Annotated in this window: 16 protein-coding genes; 2 read left to right on the top strand and 14 right to left on the bottom strand. The window is 47.0% G+C overall.

The window, feature by feature from the left end:
- Window positions 1-56: 56 nt before the first annotated feature.
- From DWX43_RS09365 to DWX43_RS09335, 7 genes are all read right to left on the bottom strand, one after another.
- Window positions 57-2546 carry an ABC transporter permease gene (locus tag DWX43_RS09365; RefSeq protein ID WP_118620121.1) on the bottom strand — a complete coding sequence of 830 codons (2490 nt, stop codon included), beginning with the start codon at window positions 2544-2546 and terminating at the stop codon, window positions 57-59.
- Window positions 2533-3225 (bottom strand): ABC transporter ATP-binding protein, encoded by a 693-nt coding sequence (locus tag DWX43_RS09360; RefSeq protein ID WP_118620120.1) that lies wholly within the window; start codon window positions 3223-3225, stop codon window positions 2533-2535. The genes DWX43_RS09365 and DWX43_RS09360 overlap by 14 nt, the downstream gene beginning before the upstream one ends.
- Window positions 3226-3355: 130 nt before the next feature.
- Window positions 3356-4279: a HAMP domain-containing sensor histidine kinase gene (locus DWX43_RS09355; RefSeq protein WP_118620119.1), complete on the bottom strand. Its 924-nt coding sequence runs from the start codon at window positions 4277-4279 to the stop codon at window positions 3356-3358.
- The gene (locus DWX43_RS09350; protein WP_109731044.1) at window positions 4267-4935 is read right to left on the bottom strand and encodes a response regulator transcription factor; all 669 of its coding nucleotides are present in this window, start codon (window positions 4933-4935) and stop codon (window positions 4267-4269) included. The genes DWX43_RS09355 and DWX43_RS09350 overlap by 13 nt, the downstream gene beginning before the upstream one ends.
- 152 nt (window positions 4936-5087) lie before the next feature.
- Window positions 5088-6305, bottom strand: a complete 1218-nt coding sequence (locus DWX43_RS09345; protein ID WP_118620118.1) for a M20/M25/M40 family metallo-hydrolase — start codon at window positions 6303-6305, stop codon at window positions 5088-5090.
- A gap of 33 nt (window positions 6306-6338) precedes the next feature.
- Window positions 6339-7478, bottom strand: coding sequence for a M20/M25/M40 family metallo-hydrolase (locus DWX43_RS09340; RefSeq protein ID WP_118620117.1), 1140 nt, complete (start codon window positions 7476-7478; stop codon window positions 6339-6341).
- Between the two features lie 72 nt (window positions 7479-7550).
- Window positions 7551-8843, bottom strand: a complete 1293-nt coding sequence (locus tag DWX43_RS09335; protein WP_182440662.1) for an SLC13 family permease — start codon at window positions 8841-8843, stop codon at window positions 7551-7553.
- A gap of 209 nt (window positions 8844-9052) precedes the next feature.
- Here DWX43_RS09335 and DWX43_RS09330 point away from each other — a divergent pair, with 209 nt between their 5' ends.
- Window positions 9053-9973 carry a LysR family transcriptional regulator gene (locus DWX43_RS09330; RefSeq protein ID WP_118620115.1) on the top strand — a complete coding sequence of 307 codons (921 nt, stop codon included), beginning with the start codon at window positions 9053-9055 and terminating at the stop codon, window positions 9971-9973.
- 97 nt (window positions 9974-10070) lie between these two features.
- Here DWX43_RS09330 and DWX43_RS09325 read toward each other — a convergent pair whose 3' ends face one another.
- From DWX43_RS09325 to DWX43_RS09315, 3 genes are all read right to left on the bottom strand, one after another.
- A complete protein-coding gene (locus DWX43_RS09325) occupies window positions 10071-11747 on the bottom strand; it encodes a diguanylate cyclase (protein WP_118620114.1) in 1677 nt (558 codons plus the stop codon).
- Window positions 11748-11836: 89 nt separating this feature from the next.
- Complete coding sequence (locus DWX43_RS09320) at window positions 11837-12628, bottom strand: response regulator (RefSeq protein ID WP_118620113.1); 792 nt, start codon at window positions 12626-12628, stop codon at window positions 11837-11839.
- Window positions 12625-13917 (bottom strand): histidine kinase, encoded by a 1293-nt coding sequence (locus DWX43_RS09315; RefSeq protein WP_118620112.1) that lies wholly within the window; start codon window positions 13915-13917, stop codon window positions 12625-12627. Before DWX43_RS09315 ends, DWX43_RS09320 begins: the two co-directional genes overlap by 4 nt.
- A 176-nt stretch (window positions 13918-14093) precedes the next feature.
- On the opposite strand from DWX43_RS09315, the gene pepT reads away from it, so the two are divergent.
- The gene (gene pepT / locus DWX43_RS09310; RefSeq protein ID WP_118620111.1) at window positions 14094-15311 is read left to right on the top strand and encodes a peptidase T; all 1218 of its coding nucleotides are present in this window, start codon (window positions 14094-14096) and stop codon (window positions 15309-15311) included.
- 95 nt (window positions 15312-15406) lie between these two features.
- Here the strand turns inward: pepT and pgmB are convergent, their stop codons facing one another.
- From pgmB to DWX43_RS09290, 4 genes are read right to left on the bottom strand one after another with little or no spacing between them, the layout of a single operon-like run.
- Window positions 15407-16045 (bottom strand): beta-phosphoglucomutase, encoded by a 639-nt coding sequence (gene pgmB, locus DWX43_RS09305; RefSeq protein ID WP_118620110.1) that lies wholly within the window; start codon window positions 16043-16045, stop codon window positions 15407-15409.
- Window positions 16046-17332: a hypothetical protein gene (locus DWX43_RS09300; RefSeq protein ID WP_118620109.1), complete on the bottom strand. Its 1287-nt coding sequence runs from the start codon at window positions 17330-17332 to the stop codon at window positions 16046-16048. It lies immediately after the preceding gene.
- A gap of 15 nt (window positions 17333-17347) precedes the next feature.
- On the bottom strand, window positions 17348-18724 hold the full coding sequence (locus DWX43_RS09295) for an MATE family efflux transporter (RefSeq protein WP_118620108.1): 1377 nt from the start codon (window positions 18722-18724) through the stop codon (window positions 17348-17350).
- Window positions 18721-19284 carry an FUSC family protein gene (locus tag DWX43_RS09290; RefSeq protein ID WP_118620107.1) on the bottom strand — a complete coding sequence of 188 codons (564 nt, stop codon included), beginning with the start codon at window positions 19282-19284 and terminating at the stop codon, window positions 18721-18723. Before DWX43_RS09290 ends, DWX43_RS09295 begins: the two co-directional genes overlap by 4 nt.
- Window positions 19285-19289: the final 5 nt, after the last annotated feature.

Here is a 19289-nt window from a genome sequence, read left to right as displayed (position 1 = left end):
AGACGGTGTTTCTTCATATCAATCTTTCCCTTCATTTCCTGCCATTCTATTTTTTACTACTCATTCGTTTTTATTCTCTCCACGATTGCTTTTTCCCCCGTTACAAACCGGTATACAGCCAGTGGAACCGCCACACAGACGCACAGGATGAACAGGAGCATACAGGCGGACGGCAGTACGGGTATTGCAAATGTGACCTGCATATAGTTCATGGACTGGTACAGGAGATATGTTATGAAAAGGCCCAGCGTTGCCGTCAGTGCAAGTGATCCGCCCGCAAAGAGGATTCCTTCTCTTATCAATACGCTTTTTACCTGCTTTTCTGTCATTCCGACACTTTCCATGATCGCCAGCTCCATCTGACGGTTATGGATGTTTCCTGTAACTGTATTGACATAATTCAGGATACCAATCAAAGCGAGGATGAAGGCGATCCCGATTCCAATTCCCATCATATTCCCCTGTGCCTTACTGACACTCTTCATTTCTTCAATTTTTGATTCGTAGGAAAAATCTTTCGGGTATGCACTGGTGTCTATCGCGTTTTTCACGTCTGCTTCTGCGGCCGTGTCATACTCCTGCTCATATTGTATACTCGTTTTGAAAACATATGGGGCATCTGAAATACGATTCAGGTATGCATCACTTACAATGACAGTTGGAGTGATTCCGCCTCTTCTATAATAAGAATCATCCGTCAGGCCTCCGATTTGAAACGAATGGGATTCCCCGTCCCCTTCATATAAATAGCAGGCTATATTTTCTTCCTGATAATCCGCCTCTTTAAGATTCAGTGAATCTCGGTACAGGATACAGCTTTTGCCTTCCTTGAAGCTCTGTTCATCTATCGGTGTTTCCAGAGTACTGTTTAAATAAGTAAATGCTGCTTCATCAATACCGATTATATAAGAAGAAAACTTCTCCGGATTCTGTTTAAATTCTGTCTCTATATCAGCGTAAGATTCTTCCATCCATTTTGCGTAAAATGCTTTCATCCAAGTATCTACGAATTCGGGCTCCCACGGAACCACAATCTGGTCAATCAGCACCTGATGTGACTCTTTGATCCGGCCGCCTTCTTTGATTTTTACCTGAAATGCTTCATCCATCAGCTGTTTCCAATCGTTTTTATCATCCTTCTTGATAGTATCATTAATGAGGATCATATCCGCATCCATATAATTAGAAACGATTGTACGCGGCCCCTGGCTTTCTATTAGTGTTGTCAGGCAAAGGAACACTGACAAGCTTGCAGCCAGTGAGAGGAGGACGATCATCGTCTTTTTCTTATCCTTGGTAACCTGATCCCATGCAAGCCGCCAGACCAGCCTTCCTTTCCTTGTTCCATGTGAATTGCGTTTCCCGAAATCCCCGCGATACCCCAATGCCTCCACTGGGGAAACTTCTGTTGCCTTTTTCGCAGGTTTTCTGCTTCCAAGATAGATCGTGCCCCCGGCTATCAGTATACTCAGGAGAAAGACCGCGGGATGAAATGCAATCGAAATCTCTTCCTTCCGGATGCCAAGGACTTTCACCGCTTCTGGTATCAGGAGAAAAGACGTCAGCATTCCGAGCAGGATTCCTCCGGCAATACCGCATGCCCCCACCATGAACATCTGTCTCAGGACCATCTGGTATATCTGCCTGCCAGTCATGCCTACTGTCTGCAGCAGTCCGTAATGTCTGACATTGCTGGAAACAGAGATATAAAGGATATTATAGATCAGGAGATAGGCACTGAAACAAGTAATCAATACCAGACCTGCGAGCCCGGCCAGTATCTGCACCGAACTCTGTGTAGCCGGCTCTATCAGCAGATACTGCTGCTCCCCCAGATTCAGGCTGTTCTCCAGTTCCCGGAAAACACGCTCCGGCACAACCGGATACTTAAACTTCATATAGAGGAAGCCTCTCCCGTAATCGTCCAGAGAGAAACCGGACTTATCCAGAAATGGCTTCGAAACATAGAATATCTTTTCATTTTTATAAGTCTTCAGAAGCCCCGAAATCGTAAATTCCGCCGTATGCTCGCCCTGTTTGTCTCCGTAAGTTAAGGTAAACGAATCCCCCACCCCGGCATCCTCAAGTCCGCAGTCTTTTAATGCCGCGACCGTTGCCATCACTTCATTCTCCTTTAGCGGGTATTCTCCTTTCTGCCAGATAACCGCAGGTTTCGACAATACATCCCACTGTGCCCCGTCAGACCACAGCATCACTGTATTGAGCGTGTCGTCAGTATCCGTACTTACGGTCCATCCCGCCATCCCCTGTACGCCGACAGTCTGAATATAAGGATTTTTCTCACAGGTTTCTTTCTGTTCCTCTGTAAAACCGCCATAAATAAATGCGTCATAATCTGCCCCGTTCATACGGATATTCTGAAGCCGCTGCATCTTAAAATAAGTACTTCCCACCGTTAAAATGCAGAACAGCATAAAGGTCGACAGTGTGATTGCCGCGGCCATAATCAGATTCTTCTGCCTGCCGCTTTTGATAGAACGCACAGCCATTCTTGTGACGATCCTGCTATTATTATTCTCCAGCATAAGTGTCACTTCCCTTCACGATCCGTCCGTCTTCAATCTGTACGATCCGGTCCGCAAGCTGTGCAATATCTGCATCATGGGTAATCAAAACGACCGTCTGGTGATACCGCTTTGCCGCCATTTTCAAAAGTCCCATGACGTCATGGCTGCTTCCGGTGTCCAGATTCCCTGTGGGCTCATCCGCCAGCAGTATTGCCGGTTTATTCGCCAGTGCCCTTGCGATTGCCGCCCTCTGCTGCTGGCCGCCCGAAAGCGTGCCGGGCAGAGCCTCCTTCTTTTCCTCCAGTTTTAATATCCTTAAGATTTCGTCCACAAAATCCCGGTCAATATGCCCGCCGTCCAGTTCAATCGGCAGGACGACATTTTCATACACATTCAAATCCGGCACAAGGTTAAAACTCTGAAACACAAAACCGACCTTTCTCCTCCTGAACACTGCAAGCTGTTCTTTATTCAGCTTATACAGCTGTTTCCCATCCACATATACCTTACCGCCGGTTGGGTAGTCAAGACCCCCGATCATATGGAGCAGAGTACTTTTCCCGCTGCCCGATTTACCGACAATCGCCACGAATTCTCCTTCTCTGACCGTAAAATCCACCCCGTCCAGAGCCTTCACCGTATTCTCCCCGAGCTTGTAATATTTCTTCAATGCCTGTGTCTTTACAATTTCATTCATATTGGTGTCCCTCCTTATACTGCAAGCATAGTCCCGAAAAATCACAAACCGTTCTCAATCAGATATTTTCACAAAACTGTGACTATTTCGTTACTATGCATGGCCTCTGGCCATGCATAGTAACACTATTTCAGCTGATCGCTTCGTTTGGAAGATATATTTGAAAATCCGCACCCTTCCCGGGTTCGGATACCACCTCGATGTACCCGTTCTGCAGGGTGATAATTTTTCGCGCCAGATACAGCCCGACCCCGATCCCTTCCTCATCATGTACCTCCGGCTCCCTGTAAAACCTTCCGAATATCTGTGCCTGCCGGTCCCGGGCAATTCCCTTCCCGCTGTCCTTAATGCTGATCTTTGTAAAAAATTCCTGTACACTGACCGTAATATGAATACTTCCGCCTGACGGTGTATATTTGACCGCATTATCCAGAATATTGAAAACAGCTTCCTCTGTCCATTTTTTATCATAGACAGCCATCAGCCGTTCATCGCAGTCTGCAAACAGGCTGATCCCTTTTTGCTCCGCCTTCGGCACAATGGACGCCGCCGAGCGTCCCAGTGTCTCATATATTCTGGCTGCCTGTTTGCTTATTTCGATGATTCCGGTTTCCAGACGGGACATTTTCACCAGACTCTGGAGCAGAAAATCAAGCTTCTCCGTCTGCCCCTTGAGGTGCCCCAAAAATTCCGTCCTCCGGGCGGCATCTTCTTCATTTTCCAGAATTTCCAGATACATCTTAATATTCGCAATCGGTGTTTTCGTCTGGTGGGAAATGTCGGAAATCAGCTCTTTGATCTGCCGCTTTTCCTCCTGATTATACTGGTTCTGTCCCAGCCACATATGATCCAGCTTGCGAAGCTTCTCATAGATCTTATCCCAAAGGGAATCCTTAAGCTCACCAAAATTCTCGATATCCTGTCCGGAAATCATCGCATCCAGACACTGCTCAAGCCTGTCTGAAAAAGAATATATATCTTTTTTCAACATTCTTATCCTGTGCCACATTACGGCCACTGCAATCAGGCAGAGTACTGCTATTATTTCAGCCATTGATATCCCATCCCATATACATTCGAAATATATTTATGCTGCCCGTCCTCAATCTTCCCACGCAGCCTGTTCATGTTCACAGCCAGCGTATGCTTGTCGACAAACTGCCCCTGACTGTCCCAAAGCCGTTCCAGCAGCACAGAATATGTCAGCAGCTGCCCCCTGTTCTCGATAAAAAGCCTCAGTATCCGGAACTCTGTCGGCGTAAGAATACATTCTGCCGCCCCTGCCCTTACTTTTGCCGCATCAAAGTCAACTCTCAGAAAACCGTCATCATATATCTGGGGCCTGCTGCCCTCCGTGCGTTTCAGCATCACACCGACCTTTTTCATCAGGACATTAATGGAAAACGGCTTTGTCACGTAATCGTCCGCCCCCGCATCATAGCCCTTAAGCGCATCCCTTTCCAGATCCCTTGCAGTAAGAAACATCACCGGTGTTGAGGAATTTTTCTTCACTTGTCTGCAGAACTCAAATCCCTCCCCATCCGGCAGGTTGATATCCAACAGGATCAGGTCCGGTTCTCCCTCTCTGTAAGAAAATTCTGCCTGTTCCAGAGAGTACGCAGATACCGTCCTGTACCCCGCCTTCCCCAGCGCATAAGAAATTCCCTTATTCAGTTCTCTGTCATCCTCTATAATCAATATTTTCTGCATATGAACCTCCTGCTTATGTCTTTATTATACAGATGCGGACTGCACACTGCAATCGGGGAATTATCACAGTATCGTGACAGTTTCTGGAAACAAATAACGCAAAAACAGCGCCCGCCCCGCAGGGTATGGCGCCGTTTTGTAATGCACAGCATCTATTCTCTATCTTGTATTTTCTTCAACTGGTATTCCCGATACCCGTCTACCCCGGACAATGCCAGAATTAACAGCAGATTTTTCTGGGGGCCCAGATAAGCATCCTCAGGTTCGAACCACTCATGTATTGTATGGACCCCGCCTTCTTTCCCGCCTCTTCCCACGGTTATCGCCGGTATCCCCATACTGATCGGGATATTTGCGTCAGTACTTGATTCATCTCTCAGTTCTGGTTCCATGCCTAATACTTCCGCGGCCTTCCATGCCGCCTGCACGATTTTGCAGTCATACGGCTGCGTTCCCGCCGGTCTTTTTCCGAGTAGTTCTATCCGGGCACAGACATTTAGGGAACCATCCCCTCTTTTATTTTCTTCCTGTGCCGCCTGCTCTGCGATACGGATCGTCTCTTCCTCCAGACGTTTCAATTCGTTTGGGTCATCCGAGCGGATGTCCAAAAGGAAGGACGCACTTTCAGCGATGGTATTTACGGAGGTTCCGCCTTCAACCACACCGACATTAAACGTCGTTTTGGGGAGACTGGGCACTTGGAACTCCGCAATCTTTGCAATTGCCCTGCCCAATGCATGGATAGGGCTGGGTGTCCCGAAATCGGCAAAGCTGTGTCCCCCGTTCCCGCAGAAAGTGATTCGAAAGCGGCTGCTTCCTGTCGCTGTATATACGATGCCTCCCGGTACCGGGTTATCTATGGAAACAAATCCATCATAGCTTTCCGTCTGAAAGATATGTTTTACTCCTTTGAGATCCCCGAGTCCCTCCTCGCACACATTGGCGCAGAAAACAATATCTCCTTCACCGCAGATTTGTTTCTTCTTCATGGCTCTTGCAATGGTAAAAAGTTCAGCTACTGCCCGCGTATCATCGTTGATTCCCGGGCAGTAATACCGGCTGCCTTCTTTTTTTACTGTCAGGTCAGTATCAATTGGAAAAACGGTATCTGTATGGGCCGCAAGCATAAGCCTTGGACCACTTCCGTTTCCCCTGATCGTACCGTATACATTGTATACTTCATCCATATGTACATCACTCAGGCCGATTTCTTTAAACTTTTTCAGACAATATCCGGCACGCTTTTCTTCCTGATGGGACGGTGCCGGAATCTCACACATTTCCAACTGTTCCTTCAGTGTCCGGGCATCCTCCTGCTCTATCAATTCCAACGCCTCCTGAATGGAAGGCATATTTCGTAATTTCTGCATCTCCCTACTTCTCCATCTCTTGTTACTCAAGAATTACTTCACATATTGGAGCATCAGACTTAAAACAATCTTAAGCCCCTCCTTTAAACTGGATTTCTGTACCCATTCTTCTCTTGTATGGGCCAGTCCTCCAATCACCGTTCCAATCGTATTTGCCATGATTCCGAGAGACAGTGGCACATTGCTGTCAGTAGAATAGGCCGCAAAATCTAATTCTTCCTCGTAGAATTCATGGATGATTTCAGCATTTTGGGCTGTAAACTTTCTTAATTCCTCTGAATCCACTGCTCCGTTTCCCGGACGTATTCCGAGCAGTTCCACCGTAAGCTCTCCACCATTTCCACGACAGGAATCTACCACTTCATTAAACAATTTCTCCATCTTCTCAAGGCATGCCTGGGAGGTAGAACGAAACTCATAGAGTATGTAAGCCTCCTCCGCAACACTGTTTACCGTGCTGCCGCCTTCTATCTTCCCGACATTGTAGGTTGTCTTAAACTCTTCCGGCGTCTGGACCGCATACAGCTTTTTAACAAGCCCGCACAGGATTTCTATCGCATTCGGCTCTCCAAAATTCAAGTAAGAATGTCCTCCTGTTGTCCTGCAGTTAATACGGTATCTGTATGAGCCGACTGCGCTGCTGCAGCACTGGGGGGTGTATCCGTCAAAGGAGTAAAATGCTTTGATCCTGCTGCCGTAGGCTGCAAAAAGTTCTTTTGTCCCATCCAGATTTCCCAGACCTTCTTCGCATGCATTCGCCACGATCAGGATACCGCAGGTTGTCTTCAGTTTATTTTCCAGCAAATATTTTGCCGCCATCATAAGATTCACCAGATTCGATGTGTCATCCCCGATTCCCGGTGCATAAAGCTTTTCTTCATCCTCTCTCACAGGCAGGGGTTCCAGATCATCAAACACTACGTCTGTATGGGCTGCAAAAACCACATATTCATCACACTCCCCGCCTCCGATCCTGCATATTACATTCTTTGCGCAGTCAATTGTTACATCCTCTGCACCATGTTCCAGAAACCAAGTCCTGCAAAATGCCGCCCTCTGCTCCTCGTGATGGCTGGGTGCCGGAATTTTCCCTAGTGTACGCAATAATTCCAGTGATTCATCCCTATGGGATTCTGCATAATCTACTGCCAGTCGTTTTTTTTCCGCTTCCATGCTTTATTCCTTTCTCCCAATTTATAATTTATTCCGCTTTTTCATACACGTCATGTTTGAAGAACTGTCCGGTTAAAAAACTGGATATATTGTCATAATCCACCCTACGCTTACTACAGTTATAAACACAAACGGAATGAGTCCCATTTTTACAAGATCCTTTATCTGGTAATTGCCCGCCCCCATCATAACGGGGACAGCCGGTGTCGCCAGAGGGGTGAAAAATGCAGTCATCGCAGCTATCATACAAAGCATGATCGGCCCGATCGGGTTAGCATCCATCGACTTACACAGCATGATGTACAGCGGCACAAAAATCGAATAAATACCAAGGTTCAGCATAAACTGGGTTAAAATAAACGGAACGAGGAAGAATAAAAGTCCTGCAATATAGTTGTTATTCACATTCACTATAATCTTCGCAAGCTGGTCACCAATCAGGTCTGCGGCTCCCGTCGCTGAAAGTGCGGTTCCGATCCCCAGTGCACCGATATAAAGCAGTACCATGCTCAGGTTCATAGAATTTATAATCTCATTCTTTTTAAGGACCCCTGATGCAGAAATTACAACGGCTCCTGCAAGTGCAATCTGCCATGTGGCGATCCCAATCTTTGCCGAGAAAAGCAGCCCGAGTAAAACTGCGATAAATGTCACATACCCAACAATCTCACGGACAGGGTCCAGTGGTTTCTGCGCCTTGTTTTCTTTTGCCTCAACAGCCAGCCCTTCTGTTTTAATATCCGGGGCAAAACGCGGTATCACAAATATAGCAAGCAGCAGGATTACGATCATCGTAGGCAGCTTTGCATAAGTAATATCTGTAATCGTCATATTGTATTTTGTATAGTCATATGCTTCCAGAAAACCCTGAATTCTTGCAAACTCGCTGACCGCTGAAGAAAGCGGAAGTGTAATGACAGTTCCGATCGCCGTGATGCCTAAAGAAAACATCATTTTCGACGGATTGATCTTCATCTCACGGCAGACGCCTAATGCCATCGGGAATACGACACTGAAACACACTACGGCACTCGGGATAAACTGTGCAAGGATACATGTTAAAATCACATATCCTGCTAAAACTTTGCGAAAGGAACCTTTACTGATTTTGCAGATGTATGCAGATATTTTGTTAATCATCTGTGTCCGGTTCAGTCCCGCGGCTACAACAAACATGCTTGCCATCAGAATCGCACTCGAATTGCCGAATCCGCCAAGTGCGTCTTCCGGGGCCAGACATCCTGTAAGCATCAGGGCCACCATACTAATCAGGGAAATCGTCGTAATGGATATGTATTTACTTCCGAAAGCAAATCCTACGAGGGTCAGGATAAAAATAATTAAGCAAATGGTCATTTGGCTCATAAAACTCCTCCTCATTTCTCTTTTTCTCTAAGCGTTCTGCTAAGACACTCCGGATTTCAAATTGCGGCCGCTTTTCGTTTCCCTTTGTCTTGCTTGCATTTATGATAACACTTGACACTATATACAAACAAATATATAATTTTTATCAAATATAGATAAATATGCCATATAGCACGCAGTGAACTTTATGAGGAGAATGGTGAAAATGAATGAAAATTGAACAATTTTTTTATGCAATTGAAATAGCAGATACCTGTTCTTTCAGTCAGGCTGCCCGCAATCTTTACATTTCGCAGCCAAATCTCAGCCATGCTGTCAAACAGATTGAAGAAAAAGTAGGTTTCCCTCTTTTTACCCGTACTTCGAAAGGAACTTTCCCGACGCCGGAAGGAAGGGCTTTAATTGAACGTTTCCGGATCCTAAAACAGGAATATGACCAGGTACAGTCGCTTCTTAACTCCCCCCGCACGCGCGGACAGCTGTACCTCAATGTGGCATCCCTTAATGTAAGCCGCACTGTACTTGCCTTCTCCGAAGTAATCAAGCAATATATGGCAAGCCCGATTAACTTTTCCTTTCTCACATATTCCTTTTTAGATGAATTACTGCCCCTTGTTGACACCTCACAGGTGGATTTTGCAATCATCGGCAACCTTTCCCCCTTTCTGAAACAGGTAATCAATAAGCTGGAGAACCATTCCATTGAATACTACCCATTTGCAGAAGCACCTGTCTGCGCCATTGTTGGACCGGAGAATCCGCTGTATAAGAAAGAAGGGCCGGTTTTGATTAAAGACCTGTACCCATACACAATTATTCAGTACGGATCTCCAACGAGGGATGCCCACCATTCTGTGCCTTATGTCATCGGACTTTCCGCACATGCATATGGTGAAGTCCATGTAAACAACAGCCAGCTTTTCTATACAACCATTCAGACAACATCCGCAGTGGGGCTTGTCTCGGCAACGCCTGAATCCTTCATGCTCTTCAACCCGTGGGAAAACATACGGATCCTGCCGCTTTCCGACTGCCATATAACAGCCCAGTATGGTTACATCAAGTCACGCCGTGTCCCATTGTCCGATATCGCGGCCGGCCTTTTGAAAAATATTATGCTGCTGTTTTAAAATAGAGTTTCGCTTGCGAAATTCGCGCCTGCGGCATCTATAGCTGAAATAAGAATGAGCCTGACCTATAAACGGGGTTTATGGGTCAGGCTCATTCTTATATATCCCTAATGTGTTCAGCCTCTTCCTTCTGCATCCTTTTCATCATCATTTTATTCTGGTACATGGCTTCGTCCGCCCGTTTGAATACATTATCAACGGACAGGTCAATGTATTCATCATATACGGCAATGCCGCGTGCAATAGACAGTTTGCCGTCGTGTCTTGCATATTCATTAAACTCATCCAGTGCCATCTGGAACCGGTCCAGAAGTTCTTCATAATGGTCGTAATCTCCGTTCTCCAGAATAACCACAAATTCATCCCCGCCGGTACGGTAGACAGGGCTGCGCTTAAAGACCTTGCAAATGACCTTACATGCCTCGATGATAACCATATCTCCAAAGTCATGGCCATAGGTATCATTAACCGTCTTCAGGTTATTGATATCGAGGACAACCATTGCAAACTCTGGCTTTCCTGTCCGGGATTTCTCTTCCAGAAGGGCCACTGCTTCCTGATAAGCCGTTTTATTCTTAACCCCGGTAAGGCCGTCGCGATAGGCCAGACCGTTAATGTAATCAATGTATTTCCTAAGATGGTTGACTGTCTGCTGGAAGCTGTCTGCCAGTGTGCCGACTTCGTCTTTTGTCTGGTAAGACAGGGAAACGGAGAGGTCTCCTCCCGCAATCTTCTGTGCCGCCGTATTAAGTTCACGGAGCGGCTTGATCAGGCGGCGTGTCATATAAATTGTCAGCAGGACCGCCAATAGTGCAATTACCACCGATGCAATACTCATCTGCAAAATCAAAGTATTTTTAGTTGCATTGATCTCAGAGGCAGGGGCAGTAATTGCAAGTCTCATTCCATTAATCAGAGTAGCAAAGGTCATCTCCTTCTTTTCAGATCTCCATGAATAAGGAAACAAGTGATTAATTCCGCCGCCGTTTTTCAGTTCCTCTGCCACTGGCTGAAGAGTGGTTTCCAGACCGGACATGGCCGTTCCTTTTTCCAGTTCTTTATGATACATGATGTTTGCATCCTCATCAGTCAGAAATGCATATCCTGACTGGTAGACCTTGGTCGATGCGATAATTTCTTTAATAACGTTGAAATCAATATCCATACCCACGACACCGATTGTTGTATTATCTGCATAGAGCGGGACAACATAGGAGATCATCTCAACATTGATATTCTTATTTTCATAGGGCTCCAGCCAGGTTGCTTTCCCGCTCTTTACCGGGATGTAATACCAGCCTACATGTTCCACATCATCCGGGCTGTAGCGGGAAAAATCTGTAGGTGTCAGCTGCTGAAAGGTATTATCCAGAGCAGTCCTGCTCCAGAAAAGTCCCGATGTAGGCTCCGTAAATTCTGGGTTGTACCGGACATAAACGGCAAGGGCTCCCTCAGTATTATTGGCTGCATTTACGGCGACAGACCGAATATTTTTAGTATACTCACTGACATAAGCAGGATCTGTCTTGAGCCGTTCCACATCCGTCAGTTCTTCGCTGGCATAGACGGCAAGCGTATTAACGGATTGTTCAATCAGCGAAAGCAGGCCATTGATGTCCTCTGCATTATTCTCACACTGGAGATTCATAATACGTGCAGAATCTTCATCTGCTACTTTCTTGGAACTGAGAATCCCCGCACCTCCGATGACAAATGATGAACTCAGGACACAGCCTAATATTAAAATAATAAATTTTGTCTGAATTGACTTCATAAATTCGATTCCCCCTCCGCGAATTTTGGGACCATTATAGCAGAGAGAGCGCAAAAGAAGCGCAAAAGAAGGGAAAGCAGGCAGAAGACCTACTCCTGCTGTTCCAAAGTGGCCAGTGTCATTTCCGCCCAGCTGTACTGCGACATATATTCCCCATTGTAAGAATTGACCGCATAAGTCTCCCGGCGCAGGAAATCATACAGGTCACAGTCAAGCTGCTGACAGTCAATGGAAAAGCTGTTTCGTTTTTTGATCAGAATTTCTTCCGCTCCGGCATCCGACAGCGTGTGGTTTAAATCGGCTATCAATGTCCGCAGATGGCTCCTGACAGATCGGCTGTCCGGCTTTTGTTCCCATAACACCGCACAAAGTTCACTTGTGTTCACAGCAGAGCCGCGGCGGTCGATCAGGAATGCAAGGAGCTCTTTCGTTTTTGAATGTTTAAAATGGAGCGGCTTACCGTCTGCAAATATTTCAAAATTGCCGAAAGTCTGTACATGGATGCGTCCATAATCCTGCAGTGGGGGGCTTTTTAACTCTTCCAGCTCCGCGCGGACCTTTTTGATGGATACCGGTTTCAGCAAATACCCCCTTGCATGGAGATGGTAAGCCTCCAGTGCGTACTGGGGATATCCGGTCACAAATACGATTTTAGTTTTGTTGGAAACCTCACGGATATGTTTCGCCAGCTCAAGGCCGTTCATTCCGAACATCTCAATGTCCAGGAAAGCCACATCCGGCCGAAGGCCGCCTTCCAGAGCTGACAGGGCTTTTCTCGCGCTGCCAAAGCTGTGTATGTCACTGGATGGCTCAACCTCGGCCAGAACCCGGGTCAGGACACTCAGGACGATTGGTTCATCATCTACAGCAATAAATATCATAGATTTTCCTCCTTCGGGATTGTTATGACTGCCGTTGTTCCCTGCCCCACTGCGCTCTGAATCGTGAGTTCACCGCCGCACTGCGACTGCAGCCTTTTCCTGACATTGGACGTACCGATGTGACGTGCGTTGTCTTTTACAGGTTTGGCCGTATTATAACCGGCCCCATTGTCTGTTACAATAATTCTATAGGCGGATGGTGTTTCTTCGGTAGCAATTATAACCGTCCCCCCGTCCTCACACTTCGTGATGCCATGCCGGACGGCATTTTCTACGATAGGCTGCAGCGTAAGGGGCGGAACCATAAACTGAAGGGCAGGTGTATCGTAGACTACCTTGACCCGTTCGCCGAAACGCATCTGCTCCAGTTCCAGATAATGCTGCGTATGCAAAAGCTCCTGTTCGAAAGGAATCAGATCCGGATTGGTTAAAGAGTCCATATTCCCCCGCAGGAAGTCCGAGAAGTGGTCTACCGCCAGCTCTGCCTGCCCGGGATCTGTCTGGCACAGGCCTTTCACGACAGAGAGAGAATTATATAAAAAATGAGGCTGGATCTGCGAGAGCATAATCGCGGTACGTTTTTTTTCCAGTTCAAGTTCCTCCTGCTCAAGTTTATGTGACTGCTCCACCTGTATGCTGATATAAATACATAGTGCAGAAAGCGTCGTGGCCAAATACAGGACGGCAACCCCGTAAATAAACATCTGGATCACAAGGGCAATAACCGGCATGGCAATGTATGCCCCCAGAGCGCCCAGTTCCCGGCCCGTCATCCATTTCCTGTAGCGGATCAGGAGGGTACTGTTCAGCAGCATGCAGATGACTCCAAACATCTGGGATACCCAGAACCATTCCTGCCGGTGGTAAATATTCCCATTGTCTATGAAGTAATACATATGTGTAAACTGGGAAACAATGACAAGACAAATGGCCAGAGACGTAAAACACCACATAATCCGCAGTGGGGTCCTCGTAATCTTTGCCCCTCTGGAAGCAATAAAACCGGTCAGATAATCCGTAAACACGGCCAGAAGCACATACCCAAAAACATATACGCAAAAATTCGCAGTCCGCACGGTCCAGAAACAGAAGGTACCGGATCTGCCTTTAAAAAGCCATGCAGCGGCATCGCAGAATAATACTATGGTATTTACAGCAAGAACCCGTATATACAGCCGGTCCAGCTTCTCCTTTGTATGGTTGGACATACAGAGGCAGAGTATAAAAATAAGGGAAAGCAGGCCGCCAAAAAACTCCAAAGCAACATTGATATACCCGATTGTACTCATAAAAGATTCTCCTTGCTGTTTCTTTTGTGTAACATTGTATCAAATAATGTATAAAATGTATAGAACTGATCCTGTCAGCAGGCTTTCACCAAAATACTTAACGAGGTATTTCACGAGTTTAGTATTTATGGTATAATATTCAGCAGGAAATGTCATAAAAAAAGGAGAATGTCATTATGAGAGCTTATGAAAGACTTTTGAAGTACGTCACTGTGCGTACACCAAGTGATGAGAGCAGCGAGACTGTTCCATCTTCTGCCTGCCAGTTTGACCTGGCACATGTGCTTGTACAGGAGTTAAAGAACCTTGGGGTGTCTGACGCAAGAGTGGATGAGCAGTGTTATGTATACGGCCACATCCCTGCAACTCCCGGATATGAGGACAAGACAAAGCTGGGCTTTATCGCCCACATGGACACAGTTTCCGATTTCTGTGACCATGATATCATCCCGGTCGTTACAGAAAATTATGATGGAAAAGACTTTGTTCTGGGGACAAGCGGACGTACCATCAGCACAGAAACATTTAAACATCTGCCTGACTTAAAGGGACGCACCCTGATCACAAGTGACGGGACGACCATTCTGGGAGCCGATGACAAAGCCGGCATTGCAGAGATTATGACCATGATCGAGCGTCTGCATGCGGAGAACATCCCGCACGGGCCGTTGTCCATTGCATTCACACCAGATGAAGAGATCGGTACCGGGGCATCACATTTTAACGTCGAAGAATTTGGTGCGGAATTTGGTTATACTCTGGACGGGGATACTGAGGGAGAGATTCAGTTTGAGAATTTCAATGCTTGCAAGGCAGTTTTCGAAATCGAAGGTGTCAACGTGCATCCCGGTTCCAGCAAGGACACAATGATCAATGCCAGCCTGGTAGCTATGGAGATCAACTCCATGCTTCCGTCAGGGGACACTCCGCGCGGCACAGAAGATTACGAGGGATTCTATCATCTGGTCAGCATGTCCGGTGAAGTTGGACATGCCGAACTGAATTATATTGTCCGCGACCATAACCCGGCGGTATTCGAAGTGCGTCAGGAGACACTCCGCCACATCGAGAAACTCATCAATGAGAAATGGGGCGCAGGGACGGCAAAGCTGACGATTACACAGCAGTACCGCAATATGTCAGAAGTTATCGATGGCTGCAGGCACCTCATCGAGAATGCAAAAAAAGCATGTGAGAATGCCGGAGTCACACCGCTCGTACTTCCAATCCGCGGCGGCACAGATGGTGCACAGTTAAGCTTCAAAGGCCTGCCGTGCCCGAATCTGGGAACAGGCGGTCATGGTTATCATGGTCCTTATGAGCATATCACTGCCGAGGGAATGGATCTGGCAGCGGATATCACCGTGGAACTGGTAAAGATTTACGCACAATAGCTGGTATTTTTTATAATCAATGAATGAAAGACAGAGAAAACCTTATTCTATAGGAGCCCAGACGCCCGCGGGAATAAAGCATTCTCTGTCTTTTCTTATATTCCGGCGATTTTTAACAGCTCCCGGAATGACTGTATTTTATAGTCTGCCCGTTCATCTCCTGAAGCGGTTCCGATACCGGCTGTTTTCATTCCGGCCGCTCTGGCTGCCTCAATCCCTGCATATGCATCCTCCACGACCATGCAGTCTGCCGGTTCGACTCCCAGATATTCAGCCGCCTTCAGGAACACCTCCGGATCCGGTTTGGAGCGGGTAATATGATTTCCATCTGCTATTGCATCGAATATATCCATCAATCCTGTCTGTTCAAGAATAAAAATGGCATTCTTGCTGGATGAGCCCACTGCCAGTTTAAACCCTGCCTCACGCAGACTCAGCAGCGTTTCCCTGACCTCCGGTGAAACATGTTCGGGTGTCATTCCAGAGAGATATTTTCTGTAGATTTGGTTCTTCTCTTCCAGCAGGTCCCTTTTCTCAGAATCTGACAGCAATGCTTTGTCATACTTTTCCAGAATAATCTCCAGACTCTCCGCCCTGCTTATTCCCCGAAGCCGGTCATTCACCGACTCGTCAAAGGAAATCCCCATACGGTCTGCAATCGTTTTCCATGCCTGAAAGTGGAACCGGTCCGTAAATACCAGCACACCGTCTAAATCAAATATAAATGCTTTCATCTATTTTTTATCTCCTGTATGATTTAAAAATGAATTTTCTGCCTGCATCTGTTCCAGCAGAAGGGTTGCTTTTTCGGCCAGGATTTCGGCTGCGCCTGCATAGAACGGCGAATTCATCGCTTCATATGTACAGCGCTCATACGATTTTTTATCTGCCATATATTTTGCAGAACCATTGACCATAGTGGCAATGATTGTATAAGGGAAGGGCGACCGTTCCTTAATCCCAATGGCTGTAATACAGTTCAGCTCGGGCTTTACTCCCACAACTGCGAGATTTCCGAGGCATAAGGCCTCCACACAAACTTCCCGCTCCTGGTCCGGTACATAGACGTAATCCCTGGCCGGATAAAGGTGTTTCACATTGGCTTCCATTTTCTTGCCGCGAACTCTGAACGAAATCCTTCCCAGTGAAATTTTACCGTTTCCGCGCACACACTGCGTATGCTGTGATATTTCAATCACAGTGCGTCCCAGCTTCCTCCCCAGCTTCTCGCAGACAGAAATTGCTTGTTCCCCCGCATCCGTTATAACCTTGTTTCCATTTTTATATGTTTCAGCAACTGCCTTTTTAACCGGCGCCTGATCCCCTGCCGCCCCGACAAGGAACAGGGCATATGCACCGTCTTCCTCATAATATTTTTCAATGGTATTACCGGCGATTCCTGTAATGTCCGGTGAAACGACTTTCATTCCTGAACTTAAACGCATTCCGTCCAGGACAGAAGACTGCACGGCATAGTGGTAGAGTATGGCAATTGTCCTGCCATGCCGGCCGAGGAAACGAAGAACAGTAACCTCATGGTCAGTCAGCCCATCCCCTTTCCCGATCCACCATCCGTCCGGAAGTTCGACATCTCTTCCGGTATTGATATCACAGTACCCCGTTCCGATTTGCAAACCTGCGTCCTCCAGACTGCCCGCTGCCATCCGGACTGCCTCTGAGACGGCTGTTTTCACAGCTTCCAGATATCCGTATTCCACGGACACTCTATCTTCCTTTTTTCCATCACGGACTATCCCAAGATGTGGCGCGGAAAAGGTATGCGTCGTGCATATCCATATCTGTTCTTCCCCCAACCCGGTATATCCGGCAATCTCCCGTTTCATCTCATTGGCTTCTGCATCCGGCAGTGATGTCAATTCCAGTGAGACGATCAGTACGCAGTTCACACTTTCGATGAAAAGTGCCCGGGCATGAAGCGGGAGATGAATGCTTCCAAATTCCTCCGGCTCCATGAATTCCTCTTTTAAAATTATTCTCGCTTTCCCCGCACCAACCCGCATATACTGCTCTCCTTTCTACGATTCTGCAATGAGGCGCTTCCGCCCTTTCCATGTTCCGGCCAGATAATAAACCACCTGCGGGACAGCAGTCACATAAGTAGCCAGCGTATATCCTAAGAAGCATCCAAAGGCGCCGAGTCCCAGCTTATTTCCAAACAGCCAGGTCAGGAATATTCTTCCGGCAAATGCATCACACAATGCCAGCGTCATAGACAGCCTTGTATTTCCTACACCGCTTATCAGGGCGCTCCCGCTCGGCATGAAGATCTTGGCAGGTATTTCAATCAACAGGGTAAACATAAATACGGGTGCATATTCAAGCACTCCCTTATCCGCAGTAAACAGACGGAAGGATGCCTCCGGAAAAAGAAAGAATACAACGGTTATCACGGTTCCGATCGCTGCATTTACCATGCAGCCGCTCTTATAGATTTTTGACACCCGATCTGTTAATCCCGCGCCAAAGCTCTGCCCGATCATCGCGGTGGCCCCAAGCCCGATTGCCTGCGTCATGATGCCCGGTATATTCCTCAATTTCTGCCCTGCCCCGAATACAGCAGACACAGATACGCCGAGCCCGTTAATCATACTATTAACAAACAGAAATGAAATCTGTACTGCACTGGACTGTAAACCAAGAGGGATGCCCAGACTCAGCAGCAGCTTTGCCATTCGTCTGTCCGGTTTGAAATTCTGAAGCTGGAACGAAAAATAAAATTCTTTCTGATGCTGGTACAAAAAAATGACAGAACATATTACAGAGGATGCCTGTCCAATCACCGTTGCGGCAGCGGCGCCCGCCACCTGCCACTTCAGAACCCCGATGAAGAACAGATCCAGTAGAATATTAATAACGGATGCAATGGCGATAAAGATCAGCGGATGTCTGCTGTCCCCCATACCCCGGAACACTGCCGCAATCATATTGTAGAATCCTGTAAACAAAATTCCCAGACTGCAGATGGTAACATATGTATGTGCATGGCCCGCCGCTTCCGGCGGTATATTCAAAATTTTCAGAAATACATCTGCCCCCAGAATACCCACTGCCGTTAAGAAGAGAGCCAGTCCTGCCAGTATTGTACATAGAGTACCGCTGATCCTGCAGACTTTTGCTTCCTGATGCGCCCCCATATGCTGGGAGATGATAATCTGTCCCGCTGTAGAAAACCCGACACAGAATACGGTGATAAGCTCCATAAGCTGTCCGCCTGTTGCTACGGCAGACAAACCTTCCTTCCCGACAAAATTTCCGACCGCCATCATGTCCACCATACTGTACAATGTCTGAAGTAATGTAGAGAGCATAAAAGGAAGTGAAAATACGATCAGTGTCTGAAACACACTCCCGCTTGTCAGATCCCTTTTCTCAATATTAGACTGCGTTTTCATGCTTTCAGAACTTCCCCCTGACACTTATCCGGCTTTTCTCTTACTGCCTTACTGAATACCCATGTCACGAGCATGACAACCAGTACGCCGTAACATGTTGAAATGAGCCTGAACACTGCATAGCATATCCTGGCATTTCCGGACAGAGTGCAGGATACCAGTACGAAAGTGACCCCGCCAATCCTCGCATTGATATAAGGTACTTTGGCTGCTTTGCACAGAAACAGGGTCAGCAAAACCCCCGCCCCGACCATGACAGAAAGCCCCCACTCATTTCCCAGTGCACCATCAATAAGGATGACAGCGATACCGACAATCCCGCCCAGCGCCGTAATGATCAAACGGTTTATTCCTGCCTTCAGGCTGATTTTCGTATTATCCTGGCAGCACAGCAGGCATGCTATACATGCTGTCATTTTCTGTATCACCTCCAGTTTCATCTCTCCAAACGTAAATTTGATTCCAAAATGATTTAGCATTGCCGCAGTCAGGCTGCAGATCATAACTGCCACCGCTATCCTGACATCCAGCCAGCTTACTTTTACTTCTTCAGGCTGCAATTTCG

It is taken from the genome of Clostridium sp. AF19-22AC (genome assembly GCF_003479085.1).
GTDB lineage: Bacteria > Bacillota > Clostridia > Lachnospirales > Lachnospiraceae > Faecalicatena_A > Faecalicatena_A orotica.
The sequence above is the reverse complement of the archived record's forward strand: the minus strand, read 5'-3'. Positions and strand labels throughout refer to the sequence as shown.

Excerpts from the sequence above, each read along its gene's own strand:
- DWX43_RS09350 (WP_109731044.1), bottom strand. The coding sequence starts at position 4,935 with ATGCAGAAAATATTGATTATAGAGGATGACAGAGAACTGAATAAGGGA.
- DWX43_RS09315 (WP_118620112.1), bottom strand. The coding sequence starts at position 13,917 with ATGAGTACAATCGGGTATATCAATGTTGCTTTGGAGTTTTTTGGCGGC.
- DWX43_RS09340 (WP_118620117.1), bottom strand. The coding sequence starts at position 7,478 with ATGGAAGCGGAAAAAAAACGACTGGCAGTAGATTATGCAGAATCCCAT.
- DWX43_RS09345 (WP_118620118.1), bottom strand. The coding sequence starts at position 6,305 with ATGCAGAAATTACGAAATATGCCTTCCATTCAGGAGGCGTTGGAATTG.
- DWX43_RS09320 (WP_118620113.1), bottom strand. The coding sequence starts at position 12,628 with ATGATATTTATTGCTGTAGATGATGAACCAATCGTCCTGAGTGTCCTG.
- DWX43_RS09365 (WP_118620121.1), bottom strand. The coding sequence starts at position 2,546 with ATGCTGGAGAATAATAATAGCAGGATCGTCACAAGAATGGCTGTGCGT.
- DWX43_RS09330 (WP_118620115.1), top strand. The coding sequence starts at position 9,053 with ATGAAAATTGAACAATTTTTTTATGCAATTGAAATAGCAGATACCTGT.
- DWX43_RS09360 (WP_118620120.1), bottom strand. The coding sequence starts at position 3,225 with ATGAATGAAATTGTAAAGACACAGGCATTGAAGAAATATTACAAGCTC.
- DWX43_RS09300 (WP_118620109.1), bottom strand. The coding sequence starts at position 17,332 with ATGCGGGTTGGTGCGGGGAAAGCGAGAATAATTTTAAAAGAGGAATTC.
- DWX43_RS09335 (WP_182440662.1), bottom strand. The coding sequence starts at position 8,843 with ATGAGCCAAATGACCATTTGCTTAATTATTTTTATCCTGACCCTCGTA.
- DWX43_RS09355 (WP_118620119.1), bottom strand. The coding sequence starts at position 4,279 with ATGGCTGAAATAATAGCAGTACTCTGCCTGATTGCAGTGGCCGTAATG.
- pepT (WP_118620111.1), top strand. The coding sequence starts at position 14,094 with ATGAGAGCTTATGAAAGACTTTTGAAGTACGTCACTGTGCGTACACCA.
- DWX43_RS09325 (WP_118620114.1), bottom strand. The coding sequence starts at position 11,747 with ATGAAGTCAATTCAGACAAAATTTATTATTTTAATATTAGGCTGTGTC.
- DWX43_RS09295 (WP_118620108.1), bottom strand. The coding sequence starts at position 18,724 with ATGAAAACGCAGTCTAATATTGAGAAAAGGGATCTGACAAGCGGGAGT.
- pgmB (WP_118620110.1), bottom strand. The coding sequence starts at position 16,045 with ATGAAAGCATTTATATTTGATTTAGACGGTGTGCTGGTATTTACGGAC.